General features: G+C 39.4%; 16 protein-coding genes and 1 tRNA gene. 11 read left to right on the top strand and 6 right to left on the bottom strand.

What is annotated here, in order from left to right; all coding sequences use genetic code 11:
* Positions 1-26: 26 nt before the first annotated feature.
* Both gndA and msrB read left to right on the top strand, forming a co-directional pair.
* Positions 27-1400, top strand: coding sequence for an NADP-dependent phosphogluconate dehydrogenase (gndA, locus tag OM33_RS11215; protein WP_038641744.1), 1374 nt, complete (start codon positions 27-29; stop codon positions 1398-1400).
* Entirely contained in the window at positions 1400-1771 is a 372-nt protein-coding gene (gene msrB / locus OM33_RS11210) for a peptide-methionine (R)-S-oxide reductase MsrB (protein ID WP_038641742.1), read from the top strand. Before gndA ends, msrB begins: the two co-directional genes overlap by 1 nt.
* Positions 1772-1825: 54 nt before the next feature.
* On the opposite strand, the gene ansA is transcribed toward msrB, so the two are convergent.
* Positions 1826-2836 carry an asparaginase gene (ansA, locus tag OM33_RS11205; RefSeq protein ID WP_038641740.1) on the bottom strand — a complete coding sequence of 337 codons (1011 nt, stop codon included), beginning with the start codon at positions 2834-2836 and terminating at the stop codon, positions 1826-1828.
* Positions 2837-2897: 61 nt separating this feature from the next.
* Positions 2898-4763 (bottom strand): signal peptide peptidase SppA, encoded by a 1866-nt coding sequence (sppA, locus tag OM33_RS11200; RefSeq protein WP_038641738.1) that lies wholly within the window; start codon positions 4761-4763, stop codon positions 2898-2900.
* Between the two features lie 215 nt (positions 4764-4978).
* On the opposite strand from sppA, the gene OM33_RS11195 reads away from it, so the two are divergent.
* From OM33_RS11195 to OM33_RS11155, 9 genes are all read left to right on the top strand, one after another.
* Positions 4979-6952: an oxidoreductase gene (locus OM33_RS11195; RefSeq protein ID WP_038641736.1), complete on the top strand. Its 1974-nt coding sequence runs from the start codon at positions 4979-4981 to the stop codon at positions 6950-6952.
* Positions 6953-7010: 58 nt separating this feature from the next.
* Positions 7011-7700: an HvfX family Cu-binding RiPP maturation protein gene (locus tag OM33_RS11190; RefSeq protein WP_052140981.1), complete on the top strand. Its 690-nt coding sequence runs from the start codon at positions 7011-7013 to the stop codon at positions 7698-7700.
* A gap of 107 nt (positions 7701-7807) precedes the next feature.
* A complete protein-coding gene (locus tag OM33_RS11185; RefSeq protein ID WP_038641734.1) occupies positions 7808-8356 on the top strand; it encodes an NAD(P)H nitroreductase in 549 nt (182 codons plus the stop codon).
* A gap of 7 nt (positions 8357-8363) precedes the next feature.
* On the top strand, positions 8364-9356 hold the full coding sequence (gene nagZ, locus OM33_RS11180; protein ID WP_052140980.1) for a beta-N-acetylhexosaminidase: 993 nt from the start codon (positions 8364-8366) through the stop codon (positions 9354-9356).
* Between the two features lie 5 nt (positions 9357-9361).
* Positions 9362-10738 (top strand): SLC13 family permease, encoded by a 1377-nt coding sequence (locus tag OM33_RS11175; RefSeq protein ID WP_038641732.1) that lies wholly within the window; start codon positions 9362-9364, stop codon positions 10736-10738.
* A gap of 93 nt (positions 10739-10831) precedes the next feature.
* Entirely contained in the window at positions 10832-11209 is a 378-nt protein-coding gene (locus tag OM33_RS11170; RefSeq protein WP_038641730.1) for a hypothetical protein, read from the top strand.
* A 57-nt stretch (positions 11210-11266) separates the two neighbouring features.
* Positions 11267-11357 (top strand) — tRNA-Ser (locus OM33_RS11165).
* 53 nt (positions 11358-11410) lie between these two features.
* The gene (locus OM33_RS11160; protein ID WP_038641728.1) at positions 11411-11785 is read left to right on the top strand and encodes a hypothetical protein; all 375 of its coding nucleotides are present in this window, start codon (positions 11411-11413) and stop codon (positions 11783-11785) included.
* Positions 11786-11854: 69 nt separating this feature from the next.
* On the top strand, positions 11855-12472 hold the full coding sequence (locus tag OM33_RS11155; RefSeq protein WP_038641726.1) for an FKBP-type peptidyl-prolyl cis-trans isomerase: 618 nt from the start codon (positions 11855-11857) through the stop codon (positions 12470-12472).
* Positions 12473-12538: 66 nt separating this feature from the next.
* Here OM33_RS11155 and OM33_RS11150 read toward each other — a convergent pair whose 3' ends face one another.
* Genes OM33_RS11150 through OM33_RS11135 form a run of 4 tightly spaced genes read right to left on the bottom strand, consistent with a single transcriptional unit; the run spans position 12539 to position 13840 of the window.
* Positions 12539-12871: a TusE/DsrC/DsvC family sulfur relay protein gene (locus tag OM33_RS11150; protein WP_038641724.1), complete on the bottom strand. Its 333-nt coding sequence runs from the start codon at positions 12869-12871 to the stop codon at positions 12539-12541.
* Between the two features lie 5 nt (positions 12872-12876).
* A complete protein-coding gene (tusB, locus tag OM33_RS11145; RefSeq protein WP_038641722.1) occupies positions 12877-13137 on the bottom strand; it encodes a sulfurtransferase complex subunit TusB in 261 nt (86 codons plus the stop codon).
* Positions 13134-13490: a sulfurtransferase complex subunit TusC gene (gene tusC / locus OM33_RS11140; RefSeq protein ID WP_038641721.1), complete on the bottom strand. Its 357-nt coding sequence runs from the start codon at positions 13488-13490 to the stop codon at positions 13134-13136. The genes tusB and tusC overlap by 4 nt, the downstream gene beginning before the upstream one ends.
* Positions 13487-13840, bottom strand: coding sequence for a DsrE family protein (locus OM33_RS11135; RefSeq protein WP_038641719.1), 354 nt, complete (start codon positions 13838-13840; stop codon positions 13487-13489). Before OM33_RS11135 ends, tusC begins: the two co-directional genes overlap by 4 nt.
* Positions 13841-13857 lie beyond the last annotated feature (17 nt).

Genomic DNA, 13857 nt, shown 5'->3' with positions numbered 1-13857 from the left:
TTCACAGCACAGTTAGGAGATTTTATATGCAAGTCGCATTAGTTGGCTTAGGTGTTATGGGTAAAAACCTTGCCTTAAACTTAATTGAAAAAGGTTTAAACTTGGTAGCCTATGACAAAAACCCAGACGCAGGCGAAGATCTATTAAGCCTTGCAAAAAAAGAAGGGTTTGCTGAGCGACTGCATATTGTTAGTGATCTGGCGGATATGGTTCGCCGTCTTGAAACGCCTCGTTCAATTTTGCTTTTAGTTCCAGCTGGCGAATTAGTCGATAAAGTATGTTCAGAGTTGATTGAAGCGGGCGTTGAAATTAACGACATTATTGTTGATTGCGGTAACAGTAATTATAAAGATGGCATTGCTCGTAAACTGAAATATCAGAACAAGTTTGAGTTTGCCACCATGGGTATTTCTGGTGGTGCTGAGGGAGCGCGTCATGGCCCTGCTATGATGGCGTCAGGTTCTGAAGGTGGTTGGGAACGTATTATTCCATTTTTTGAAAAAGTAGCTGCGAGTCACAATGGTGAGTCGTGCTTTGCTCGTGTTGGTCAGTCTGCATCAGGTCATTTCGTTAAAATGGTTCATAACGGCATTGAATATGCGTTAATGCAATTAATTGCTGAGGTATATCATTTATTACGTTTGGGTTGTGGTAAAACAAATGACGAAATTGCAGCACTTTTTGATACTTGGTCTGAAGGGGAGTTAAACAGTTACCTTCTATCTATTTCAAGCCATATTTTAAAATTAAAATCTGACAACGAGACGCCAATTGTTGATTTAATTGATAATAAAGTTGGCGCTAAAGGCACAGGTCTTTGGACTGCGCAAAATGCATTAGAGTTGGGTATTGCAGTACCTTCACTTGTTGCAGCAGTGCAAGCGCGTCATTTAACTAATACACAAGACACCCACGCAGCCTTAGAAATGACGTATGCGGCAAAACAGCCGGCTCAGGTAAACATTGATCTTGAAGAGCTACGTAAAGCATTCCACCTGGCGAGCCTTTTATGTTATCGCCAAGGTTTAGCGTTGATTAAAGGCGCATCGCGCTCACATCAATGGAAGGTCGATTTGAATAAAACACTGCAAACTTGGCGCGCTGGTTGTATTATTCGTGCAGATTACTTAGATCAAATCGCAGAAGGCAATGGCTTTATTGACGGTTTGAATGAAGAAGTGGTTGCATTGCGTAACATTGCAGCAGAGTCTGTTAAGTCGGGACTTGCATTTCCGGTACTTGCTGCCACACAAACTTATTATGCAACCCTCACAACACCAAGTAATGGCCATTTAGTGCAAGCACAGCGAGACTATTTTGGCGAGCATGGCATTAAAACTCACGAGGGTGAGACTTGCCATTTAACGGATCTAACCCACATTGATGCAAAAGTAAGATAATGGATAAAAAGTGGCAAGCACACCTTAACCAAGCACAAAAGCAGGTTTGTGTTGAGGGTGGTACTGAATACCCATTTAGTGGTGAATATAACGACTTTTTTGAGTCCGGTGACTACTTTTGTGTTTGCTGTAATGCGTTATTATTTAAATCTGAAGACAAGTTTCAATCAGGTTGTGGTTGGCCAGCATTTAGTTTTAGTGAAAAAGAAAGTATTCGCTATTTACGTGACAGTTCCCATGGCATGGAACGCATCGAGGTGCGCTGCAAAAAGTGTGATGCACATCTAGGTCATGTATTTAATGATGGGCCGCCTCCAACGGGAACTCGTTACTGCATAAATTCGGTATGTTTAGACTTTAAACCGAAATAAAGAAATAAAAAAGAGCGCTAAATTTAGCGCTCTTTTTTTTAAAACACACTTTAATTACCGCGTTAACTCACCTTTTAAGTTATCTTGCATAAGATGGCGAATTGTTTCAGTTTCTAAATTTTGGCTAAGTAAATAGTGTAATTTAGTGAGACAGGCTTCTAGCGTCATGTCATAACCGCTAATCACACCCGCATTTAAAAGTGCGTTACCAGTAGCATAACCGCCCATATTAACGCTGCCTTGTAAGCACTGGGTTAAATTTACAATCACTAAACCTGATTGTGTCGCATTATTGAATAACTCCAACATTTCCTTGTTCTGCGGTGCATTACCTACGCCAAAACTTAATAGAACGAGTGCTTTTAAGCTGTCAGTCATCATACTTTTTATTAGCTCAACAGAAATACCCGGGTAAAGGTGCACCACCGCGATTTGTTGAGGCGTAATCTGCGTGACACCTAATTTATTACTTATGCTTGGGCTAAGTTGGCCAGCAACAAGCTCAATATTGATGCCAACTTTAGCTAGCGGTACCATATTTGGTGAGCCGAATGCAGCAAAACCATCAGCGTGCATTTTTGTTGCACGATTACCTCGGTAAAGTTGGTTATTAAAATATAAGCTTACTTCGCCAATCGGATAGTTTGCTGCAAGGTACATTGCATTGAGTAAGTTAACCTGACCATCAGAACGCAATTGAGACAGTGGAATTTGCGAACCGGTAACAATAACAGGCTTGGTAAGATCTTCGAGCATAAACGAAAGCGCTGAAGCGGTATATGCCATTGTGTCTGTGCCATGTAGGACAACAAAGCCATCATAGTCAGCATATTTTTGTTTAATATCATCAGCGATTAGTTGCCAATGAAGCGGGCTCATATCTGACGAATCAATGAGAGGGCAGTATTCGTGAATATCAAATAACGGCATTTCTTCACGATTAAATTCAGCACTGGCTTTAACTGTTTGGGTAAGAAAACCTTCCGCAGGAATGTAACCTTTGCTCGATTTTTTCATCCCGATCGTACCGCCAGTATAGGCGATGTATATTTTTTTTCTTTTCATAAAAATAGCCCAGTGAAAACACTGGGCTATTATAGTTTAAAAGTGATTGTTTAAGTAGCGTTTAATAGCTCACTGTACACACTAGACACTTTGCATAAACACCATTTGGATCGTTAAATTGCTCAAGACTCGAAACTTGTTGTTTCAAGCCATGCGCAGTTTGCATTATGCTATTTTTAACCGGTGCGTAGTCATCTTTGGCAAAATAAGCACTGACAAATGCTGCAGCTTGAGAGTCACCAAAGATTTTTTGCATTAGCATTTCTTGCTCGGTAAGTTTGTGCTCAATAGTAATCACGTCATACATAGATAAACTTGCAAGCTCAGCAGCGCGTTCAATTGCGTCTTGCTTATTACCAAGTTCATCAACTAAGCCAAGTTCTTTTGCTTTTGTACCAATCCAAACACGGCCTTGTGCAACATTATCGACGTCTTCTTTTTTCATGTTGCGTGCTTCTGCGACAACTGTTAAGAAACGATCATAAGCACTTTCAACAGACATTTGAATCACAGCACCTAGTTTAGGATCCAATGCGCGTAACATTGAGAAAGATGCCATCTCTGTAGTCGCAACACCGTCAGAGTAGACGCCTAATTTTGCTAAGGTATTTTCGAACGTCATTAAGGTACCAAACACGCCAATAGAACCTGTAATGGTGCTTGGTGCAGCCCAAATTTCATTCGCGTTTGCAGCAATCCAATAACCGCCTGAGGCAGCCACAGAACCCATTGAAGCAATAACCGGTTTACCCGCATCTTTTAGGGCAAGAACTTCAGCACGAATAATTTCGGAGGCGAACATACTGCCACCACCTGAATCAATACGTAGTACGACAGCTTTCACTTTGTCGTTCAAGCGAGCACGGCGAAGCAGTTCAGCAGTAGAGTCTCCGCCAATTTCCCCCGCTTTACGCTTACCATCAACAATATTACCTTTAGCCACAACAACCGCTACTTTATCCGTAATCGGATTTTCAATTGGGAAAGGTGGTTTTAATGTCGTTAAATAATCGCTAAATGAAATTTGTTTAAATGATTTACCGGATAAGTTTTCGCCAACCTCAGCAATTAACTTTTTACGCAGCGTTTCTTTACTTGCTAATTCGTCTACCCATTTGTTTTGCAGGGCATATTGACCTGAGTGGCCATTAACTTGTGCAAACTTTTCTTGGTATGACGTCATATCTTCGTCGAAGTTTGATGTATCAAAACCACGATGCTGAGCCACATCCGTTTTATATTCATCCCATAGTGCGTCTAACCAAGCCTTGTTTGCTTCTTTTGCTGCATCAGACATGTTGCTGCGGATTAATGGTTCTACCGCTGATTTAAATGTGCCAACACGGAAAATATGCTGTGAAATATTAAGTTTATCAATCGCTTCTTTAAAATAAAGTGGGTAAGTTGCGTAACCAGAAATATCGACAGCGCCATAAGGGTGCATTAATACTTCATCAGCTTTACTCGCAATGTAATATTGCGCCTGCGTGTAGTAATCGCCATATGCGTATACTTTTTTACCGGTTTCTTTAAATTTATCAAGCTGTCCAGCAATTGCTTTAAGCTTGTTAAGGTGTGCACCTTGCATTTTTTGCAAATCAAGCAGTAGCAGCTTAATTTTTTTATCTTTAGCTGCATACTTAATGGTCATCAAAATGTCGTCAAGTAATACTTCTTGTGGTTCATCACTTGAGCCCATTGAATCATTGAGAGCTGCTTCTACCGGGTCAATATAGGTCTTTTCTTCAACGATATTGCCTGCAATTGAAAGCACTAGAGCAGAGTCTTGCTCAACGATAATTTCATCCTCTGAACTTAAAATTGACACAAAAAGTGCAATTAAAATAAAGAAAAATATTATATTTAATACGAGGCGTCTTGAAAAATTAAGCACATTCCAAAAGCCTACGATAGCCTTTTTAACCAAAATCTTATCCTATCTATAGATTTATCATCTATAACCATCTTAACTTACTTTTTAGTCAAACTTAAATTAAAAACGTAACGAAGTGTTTAGCAAAAAAGTTTAGATAAAACATTATAGTTAGTGAGTATATCGAGAGATCACTTTGGACAAGCTTGAGTTAACTGGTTAAACCAGTTAAAGTGCTTGAGGTATGACCAGTAGAGTAAGTAGCAAGTATGTTAGAACAAGAATTAAAACTGAAAAACAATTCACTGCGAAATCGCCTTGTAATGGGTTCAATGCACACAGGCCTTGAAGAAGGTTTGTGGAATGTTAAGCGTTTAAAAGCGTTTTACGAAGCACGTGCTAAAGGTGGTGTAGGCCTTATCATCACTGGTGGCTTTAGCCCCAACATAGTGGGGAAGTTAACGCCTATTTCCTCGTCATTTAATACTTTTTTAGATGTGCTTAAACACCGCCCTGTGACTAAGGCTGTGCATCAACACGGTGGTAAGATTTGTCTTCAATTATTGCATGCAGGGCGTTATGCCTATCATCCATTTAATCAGGCACCGAGTGCAATTCAAGCACCTATAAACCCGTATAAGCCTAAAGAAATGACATTAAGTAACATTAAGCAGACAATTAAATCATTCGCCAAATCAGCGAGGCTTGCAGAGCGTGCTGGTTATGATGGCGTTGAGATTATGGGTTCTGAAGGGTATTTAATTAATGAATTTATGGCACCCCGCACAAATAAACGCACAGATGAATATGGCGGTTCAAATGAAAACCGAATGCGTTTAGCAAAAGAAATTGTTGAGGCTGTACGTCGTGAGGTGAGTGATAAATTTATTATTGTATTCCGTATTTCGGTGATGGATTTAGTGGAAGATGGCTCAACACAAGAAGAAGTAATGGAACAGGCAAGAGTGCTTGAGAAAGCGGGTGTCGACATTTTCAATACGGGTATCGGTTGGCATGAAGCTCGTGTCCCGACCATTGCTAGTATGGTACCGCAAGGGGCGTTTGTAGAGGCTACAGAGTTGCTTAAACAACATGTTTCGGTTCCGTGTGTTGCTGTTAACCGCATTAATACACCAGACCTCGCCAACTCAATTTTAAATAACAACTCGGCAGACTTAATTTCAATGGCAAGGCCATTACTTGCTGATCCTGATTTTTTTAATAAATACGTTGAAAACAAAAGTGACAATATAAATGTGTGTATTGCGTGTAATCAAGGCTGTTTAGATAACGTTTTTAAAGGAAAGCGTGCCACGTGTTTGGTTAACCCGCGAGCTGGTTTTGAGTTAGATTACTCTTTAGAGCCGACAACTAATGCTAAAAATGTGCTTGTTGTAGGGGGCGGCCCTGCAGGTATGGCTGCCAGTTGTTACTTGGCCGAGAAAGGTCATAAAGTAACCTTAATTGAGCGCTCTTCAGGTTTAGGTGGCCAATTTAATTTAGCAATGCGTGTACCGGGTAAAGAAGACTTTAATTACACCCTGGATTATTTTAAATCAGAACTTGCTAAGCTGAATGTGGATGTAAAGCTGCAAACGTCATTCGAAAATAGCATGTTTGAAGATTTTGATAATGTTGTGTTTGCAACTGGTGTTCGTCCTCGAGAAGCCTCGTTTGAATTAAAGGATGGTCGCAAATTACTTGCTTATGATGAAGTAATACGCGGTGAAGTAGAAATCGGTAAGGATGTAGTCATTTTAGGTGCCGGTGGTATCGGTTTTGATATGGTTGCATTCTTAGCTGAAAAAGCAAATAAAACTGTCGATGAATTTAAGCAGCAGTGGGCAATTAATGTTGATGAAGCTCCGCATAAAATTCCACATAACATTACCATGCTGAAACGAAGTCCAGGACGTTTTGGTAGTGACCTTGGTAAAACAACGGGATGGATCCATCGTGCTGTAGCTAAACAGCAAAATGTGAAGCAAATCAGTGGTTGTAATTACATCGAGCTAAATAAAGAGGGCTTGGTAATCGAGATTGATGGTAATAAACAAACGATACCGTGCGACTCAGTAATCACCTGTATTGGCCAAGTATCAAATACAGATACCTTTGCTGCTGAACTAGAAAATGGAAAATATGCTTCTAAAATTGAAGTGATCGGTGGTGCAAAATTGGCCTCTGCAATTGATGCAAAGCGTGCAATTTTTGAAGCATTGCAAGTGGCACGTAAAATCTAGTGAATAATTAATCGTGTTTTACCGGTCTTTAATATATTCCTAAAACTTAGAGGTCGGTATGACACTTATTCATTTTTATCAATCAGCCATTAAAAAGAGCCAAGTGCTGTCTTGGATCCCTTCTTTATTATTTCGTTTAATTCTTGCCCCAGTCATGATCATTGCAGGCTATAGCAAACTCGGCTTTAGCGAAAATCCTGAAACGTTTTTACAAGCTATAACAGCGCTGCCAAGTATTGTATCTTGGTTTGGCAATGCAGAATGGGGACTAGGTTTACCTTTTCCATCATTACTTGCTTTTTTAGCTGCATGGACAGAATTTTTAGGTGGGTGGTTACTTTTAATCGGCCTGTTTACACGAGTTATATCTATCCCTCTCGCATTTACCATGGTAGTGGCGATGAGCACAGTTCATTGGTCGCACGGTTGGTTTTCTGTGACACCAACAAACACGGAAGCAAGTGCCGCTAGAGTGCTTGACTGGCTTTCGATTCCAGGTGCACAAGCCAGTTTAGAAAATTCTAAACAAGCAGCTGAACGTTTAAGCAAAATGCGCGATATTTTAGAAGAGCATGGGTATACCGAGTATTTATATGAGACTGGTAAACCGGTGATTTTGAATAATGGCATTGAATTTGGGTTTATTTATTTTGCAATGCTGTTGAGCCTAATTGTTGTAGGTGGTGGTAAGTTTGTTAGTGCAGATTATTGGCTCGCGCGTCGTTTTTTGGTAAATCTTCAGTCTTAACACTCACTATTATTAAATAATGACAGTAACTAAATGAGAAGAGCGTTAAGCTCTTTTCTTTTTAGTGGAGTTTGTTAAGCTTGGCAAAAAACTTACATCTTAGCTTAATGAACGCATTAGAACTCTTATTAGAACGTCAATCAGATAGTAAACTAACCACTCCGGGTCCTACATCCGAACAACTTGAAATCATCAAACAGGCAGCTTTACGCGCACCTGATCATGCAGCACTTAAACCGTGGCAATTTATTCTTGTTGAAGGTGATGCACGTGAAAAGCTGGGTGAAATTTATTATCAAGCTGCACTTAAGAATAATGCTGATGAGAAGACACTCGAACGTGCTAAAGAACTTCCGCTACGCGCGCCGTTAATCATTATTTGTATTGCTAGATATAAACCCCATGCGAAAGTACCGCGCATTGAGCAGGTACAATCTGCTGGCTGTGCGGTAATGGCAATGCAACAAGCTGCTTTTGCCCAAGGGCTAGCAGGCGTATGGCGCACTGGTAGCTATGCTCAAGATGAATATGTAAAACAAGCGCTTGAGCTATCAACGGATGATGAGCTTGTGGGTTTTTTGTATCTTGGAAGTAAAGTCAACGACATTAAAAAGTCGCGCAATATTGATGCAAATGATTATTTTACACGTTTATAGGTGAGTAATGTTAGGACCAATTATTACAGGGATTGATGGTAAATTTCTCAGCCAAGAAGAATGCGAAGTTTTAAAACACCCCCTTATAAACGGAGTCATCTTATTTGCAAGAAATTATGAAGACACAGAGCAACTTCTTGCACTGACAAACAGTATAAAAGCGATTAAGCCAAATTTATTAGTCTCTGTTGATCATGAAGGCGGCAGGGTACAGCGTTTTGTTAAGGGCTTTAGCCAATTGCCAAGTATGTCAGATGCGTTTTTACTTGAAAATACAGAACAAAAATTACAGGACATTGGTTGGACACTTGCTGCTGAACTTTTAGCGTGTAAAGTTGATTATTCTTATGCACCATGTGTTGATGTAAATGGCATTTCACAAGTGATTGGTAGCAGAGCCTTTTCATCAGAACCAGAAAAGGTGGTAGTAGGAGCTAAAGCTCTTATTAAGGGATTACACAGCGCCGGGATGAAATCGGTAATTAAACATTTTCCTGGCCATGGCTCTGTAGGCCCTGATTCACACATCGCAATGCCAGTAGATACCCGCAGTTTTGCAGATATTAATGAATTTGATTTAGTGCCATTTAAACAACTAATTGCCGAAGCGCTGGCAGATGCGGTGATGCCAGCACATGTTATTTATTCAGCAGTAGATGAAAACCCTGCATGTTTTTCTGAGTTTTGGTTGAAAAATATGCTGCGACATCAACTTGCTTTTAAAGGGCCCGTTATTTCAGATGATATGGGCATGCAAGGTGCCGTTCAGGTAGGTGATTACCCAACTCGCGTTAAAGCTGCGCTTGATGCGGGGTGTGATGCAGTATTGCTTTGCAATGAAAAAGAAGGCTTGTATCAAGTTTTAGATACCTTGTCGATAAACAATTATCAACATCATGGCGCTCGTATGGCTATTTTTCATCAAAAAAATTACCCAAGCTGGGATGATGTTAAGCGTGATCAAAGATGGCTTCGATGTCAGAAAATTATAAATAGTTAACTAAAATGACAAATAATAATAAGAATATTCTTATCGGTTTACTTTCAAGCGCAATAGCCTACTGTGCGTGTATTTATGTTTGGCAACAGCCTCAAGTAATTTCTCTCACAGTATCATTGACCATTTTAACCGCTTACTATTGGATCACTGAAGCATTACCAATTCCGTTAACTTCACTTATTCCTATCGGTATTTTCCCTTTTGTCGGGGTATTAACCCATCAGCAAGCGGCATCTTCGCTTGGTTCACATGTCATAGTGCTTTTGATGGGGGCATTTATGCTTGCCGTGGCGATTGAAAAATCAGGGGTACATAGGCGCATCGCATTTACCATTTTAAAAGTGATTGGTGGAGACAGTGCACTGAGAATTATATTCGCGATTATGGCAACAAGCAGTATATTGTCTATGTGGATCTCAAATACAGCAACGGTTGTGGCATTACTCCCTGTCGTGCTTGCTATTTGCGCTTCAACCGACAATAGTCGCTTTAAAATCGCCTTGCTTTTGGGGCTTGCTTACTCAGCATCACTTGGCGGGATAGGCACATTAATTGGCACGCCACCCAATGTTATCTTTGCATCTGTATATGAAGAATTTGCAGGGCAAGAGTATGGATTTATTCGTTGGATGAAAGTGGCAATTCCGATAATTGTTATTTCAATTCCACTTATGGCTTTGTGGCTTGCCAGAGGAATAACCTTATCAGCTTCAATTCATTTACCTAAATGTGGACCATGGCAACCTTCAGAAAAACGTGTGTTGTTTATTTTTGCCATTGTTGCGTTGTTATGGGTCTTTCGTAAGGAGCCATTCGGTGGTTGGTCAGGTGTAATTAACCTTACAACGGTAGGGGATTCTTCGATAGCTATATTAGGTGTGATTGCAATGGCAATGACTTCTAATGGAAAAGGAGGAAGACTGTTAGAGTGGCGGGACGCTAAAGATATTCCTTGGGGGATGTTGTTACTGTTTGCCGGTGGTATTTGTATTGCAAAAGCATTTGTTTCGAGCGGACTAAGTGAACTGCTTGGTCAATTTTTTGTGGCTTTAGGTTCGCTACCGGTTTTGGTGAGTTTGCTTGCTTTGGCAATTGGTGTGTCATTTTTAACTGAAATTACATCAAATACAGCAACAGCTACATTAATGATGCCTATTATTGCCAGCGCCGCAATTGCGCTTAATTTACCAATTGAGTTGTTAATGGTACCTGTAGTGATAAGTTGTTCCTGTGCCTTTTGTTTACCCGTCGCTACAGCGCCAAACTCAATTGTGTTTGCAAGTGGTGAGGTATCAATTAAAGATATGGCAAAACAAGGTGTTGCGCTTAATATCTTGGTTGCGACTGTTGTTGCATTCGTGTGTTTTTATTTGTTGACATAAAGCGTATTTTGGCTATTTAAAAAGTGCTTATTTTTTGTTAAGGTGGTGTATTAACAACCAATTCAAACCATAAAATAATAAAAAGGCGCAGTTATGAATAACTTGTTTTTGCGCGAAAAGGAAAGTTGGTCAATTTGGCTTATTTGGGGCATTGTTTCTGCTATCGCTGTTTATATCACAGCATCTCAGTCACATAATATTAGCCATATTGTCTTTATTAAACTTGGCGTTTTTTCGCTGTTAACTTGGTATATGGCTTATTTGAAACGTTTTTCGTTCTGGCGGGCGATGAAAATATCGTTAGTGGTTTTCTCTATTGCTGTTACACCAGTACTATTTTTTAATTTCGAAGCTTTAAGTTTGTTAAAAAATGCAGATTTTATCAAAAAAATAATTTTTTTATTGGCGATAACAGTTATTTTTAGCTTAATTTGTTCGTTAATTGCGCGTCAGCCAAAAGAATATTACTAAAACGTAATTTTTTACTTTACAACGCATTACGAACTCATTAATATGCGCACCAACAACGGAGAGATGGCTGAGTGGTTGAAAGCACCGGTCTTGAAAACCGGCATAGGTTAATAGCCTATCTAGGGTTCAAATCCCTATCTCTCCGCCACCTCATTCCCAAAACCGCCTTTATGGCGGTTTTTTTCGTTTTGGAGTTTTAATATGAATAATAAAGCGAAGTCTATACTGTTAATTTTCATTTTTGCATTTATATATAGTTTAGTGCTGCAACAAGGTATCTTACTTTTGACAGACTCTTTTTCTGTAGAGCTAAACCAGTTAGGGCTTATTTGGCAAAGTTACCTTGGCCTGTTTATTTTTAATTTGCTGGTTGCTCAAACAACACGTAAATACTTCAAAACGAATCAGCGTTTATTCTTTTCATTTATGATTGGATTTGCATCCGCATTGCTGCCCACTGTGTTTGCCTACCAAGTAGCTGATGTTTGGTTATTGTTATTAGCGAATGTTGTTATTTCAATGTTGGCTTTACTTGCGCAAAGTAAGCTTGAAACAATGCAAACTAAAAGTAAGTAATTGCGGTAACAAGTAGCCCCTATCTATGTTAGACTGGGGTTTTTATAACTCAATTAAAGTATAGAGATTATGTCAGATAAATTTAATTCAAATGCTGAAAAAGCAAGCTATGGTATCGGTCTACAAATGGGTGAGCAACTTAAGTCAAACCCATTTGAAGGTTTAAACTTAAACTCAGTATTTGAAGGCATGAAAGATGCTTACACGGGTGGTGAGTTCCAAGTTGAGATCCCAGCGATCCAAGCAGCATTTGAAGAAATTAATGCTGAAATCACAAAACGTCGCGAAGAAGAAGCAAAAGTACTTGCTGCTGAAGGCGAGTCTTTCTTAGCAGAAAACGCGAAGCGTGCTGAAGTTACAGTTACTGCATCAGGTCTACAATACGAAGTACTAACAGCAGGTGAAGGTGACAAACCAACTGCAGAGTCAACTGTTCGCACTCATTATCACGGTACACTTATTAACGGTGAAGTATTTGATAGCAGCTACGACCGTGGTCAGCCTGCTGAATTCCCAGTAGGTGGTGTTATTAAAGGTTGGACTGAAGCATTACAGATGATGCCTGTTGGTTCAAAATGGCGTTTATATGTACCTCATGACCTTGCATATGGTGAGCGTGGTGCAGGTGCGTCAATTGCACCATTCTCAACACTTATTTTTGATGTTGAGCTACTTGCAATCGTATAAGTTGATTACGATTAAAAAAGCCAGCTTATTGCTGGCTTTTTTGTTTGTTAAATTGTTTATTTTAACTTAAATACAACGGGCAGGTTTTGGTAAACCGGCAATTTTTGTTGCTTGCTTTGCAGGACCTTTTGGGAATAATTTATAGAGGTATTTACTATTGCCTTTATCTTCACCTAGTTGTTTTGCCATGGCTTTAACTAACATGCGTATTGCAGGGCTGGTGTTAAATTCTAAATAGAAGTTTCGAACAAAGTGTACAACTTCCCAATGGTTGTCATTGAGTTCAATATTTTCATGTTGTGCAATTGTTTCTGCCAGTTGTTCGCTCCAATCCGATTGGATTTTTAAATAGCCTTCTTTGTCGGTTTCAATGGTTTTACCATCAATTAAATAACTCATTATTTTTACCAAGTTATATGTTGTTTACTCTGAACAATAAGCTCAACCCATTGTTCATCGGTTATTAATTCTAAATGCTGCGTCTGTACGCCGCGCGCTTTGATGTCAGTTTCAAGGGCATACAGCTTACAATTGCTAAATGTAGAGACAAAATTTGCGGCGCTATAACAGGCGTCTGATGTGAGCAAAATGCTGTCTTGCTGTTGGATCATTAACTCATTTAATTTATAAGAAGATAAAGGCAGACTAAAAATATGCAGTATCACAAAGTCACCACTTGATGTTGTTTTGTCAGTAATTCACGTTTTTCACTTTCATTTAATGCGATAACATCAAATGCAAACTGTGACTCTTTAAGATTTAGCTCTTCAAGTGATTGAGCACACACATAGATTTGATCAATATCATAAAGCGCTAATGTGCCAAATGCTTTGAGATAATTTTTAATGCTAAGCGTATCAATTGATTGCCCAGCAAGTAAGCCAAATAGGGCATTACCCTGTAATAGCAAACTGACTTCTTGATCAATCGCTGCAAAAATTAATGCCATATCCAAGCTCTCTTTTAGGCTTGCATCGACAAAAGGTGATTGATTGCAGATCACTAAAAATGACTTCATTTTATTTGTACCCACTTATCAGTCTGCGCAACATCCATTGCAAATTCTGCAAGTCCTGCAACTTCAAAAGGAAGTGTATTTGAAATCGCTAGACCACGTTTTTCAGCTGCTGTAACACATAACGAAAGTTTCACGCCCAAATCAGCAATTGATTGCCAAACTTCCATAATTTGTAATTCATCACTAGGTAATGAAAAATGATTACTCGCATGAAAGACTGCATCTTGATAAAGGAATACACCTTTAATTGAATGCCCAACTTTTATCGCACTATGTATAAAGCGGGTAAGATGTTGCAAACTATCATGTGAAGTGACGTTTGCATGATAACTAATAATGATAGATGCCAAAATTTATCCAAAAAAAA

It is taken from the genome of Pseudoalteromonas piratica, assembly GCF_000788395.1.
Classification (GTDB): Bacteria; Pseudomonadota; Gammaproteobacteria; order Enterobacterales; family Alteromonadaceae; genus Pseudoalteromonas; species Pseudoalteromonas piratica.
This window is presented reverse-complemented; position numbering and strand designations above follow the sequence as displayed.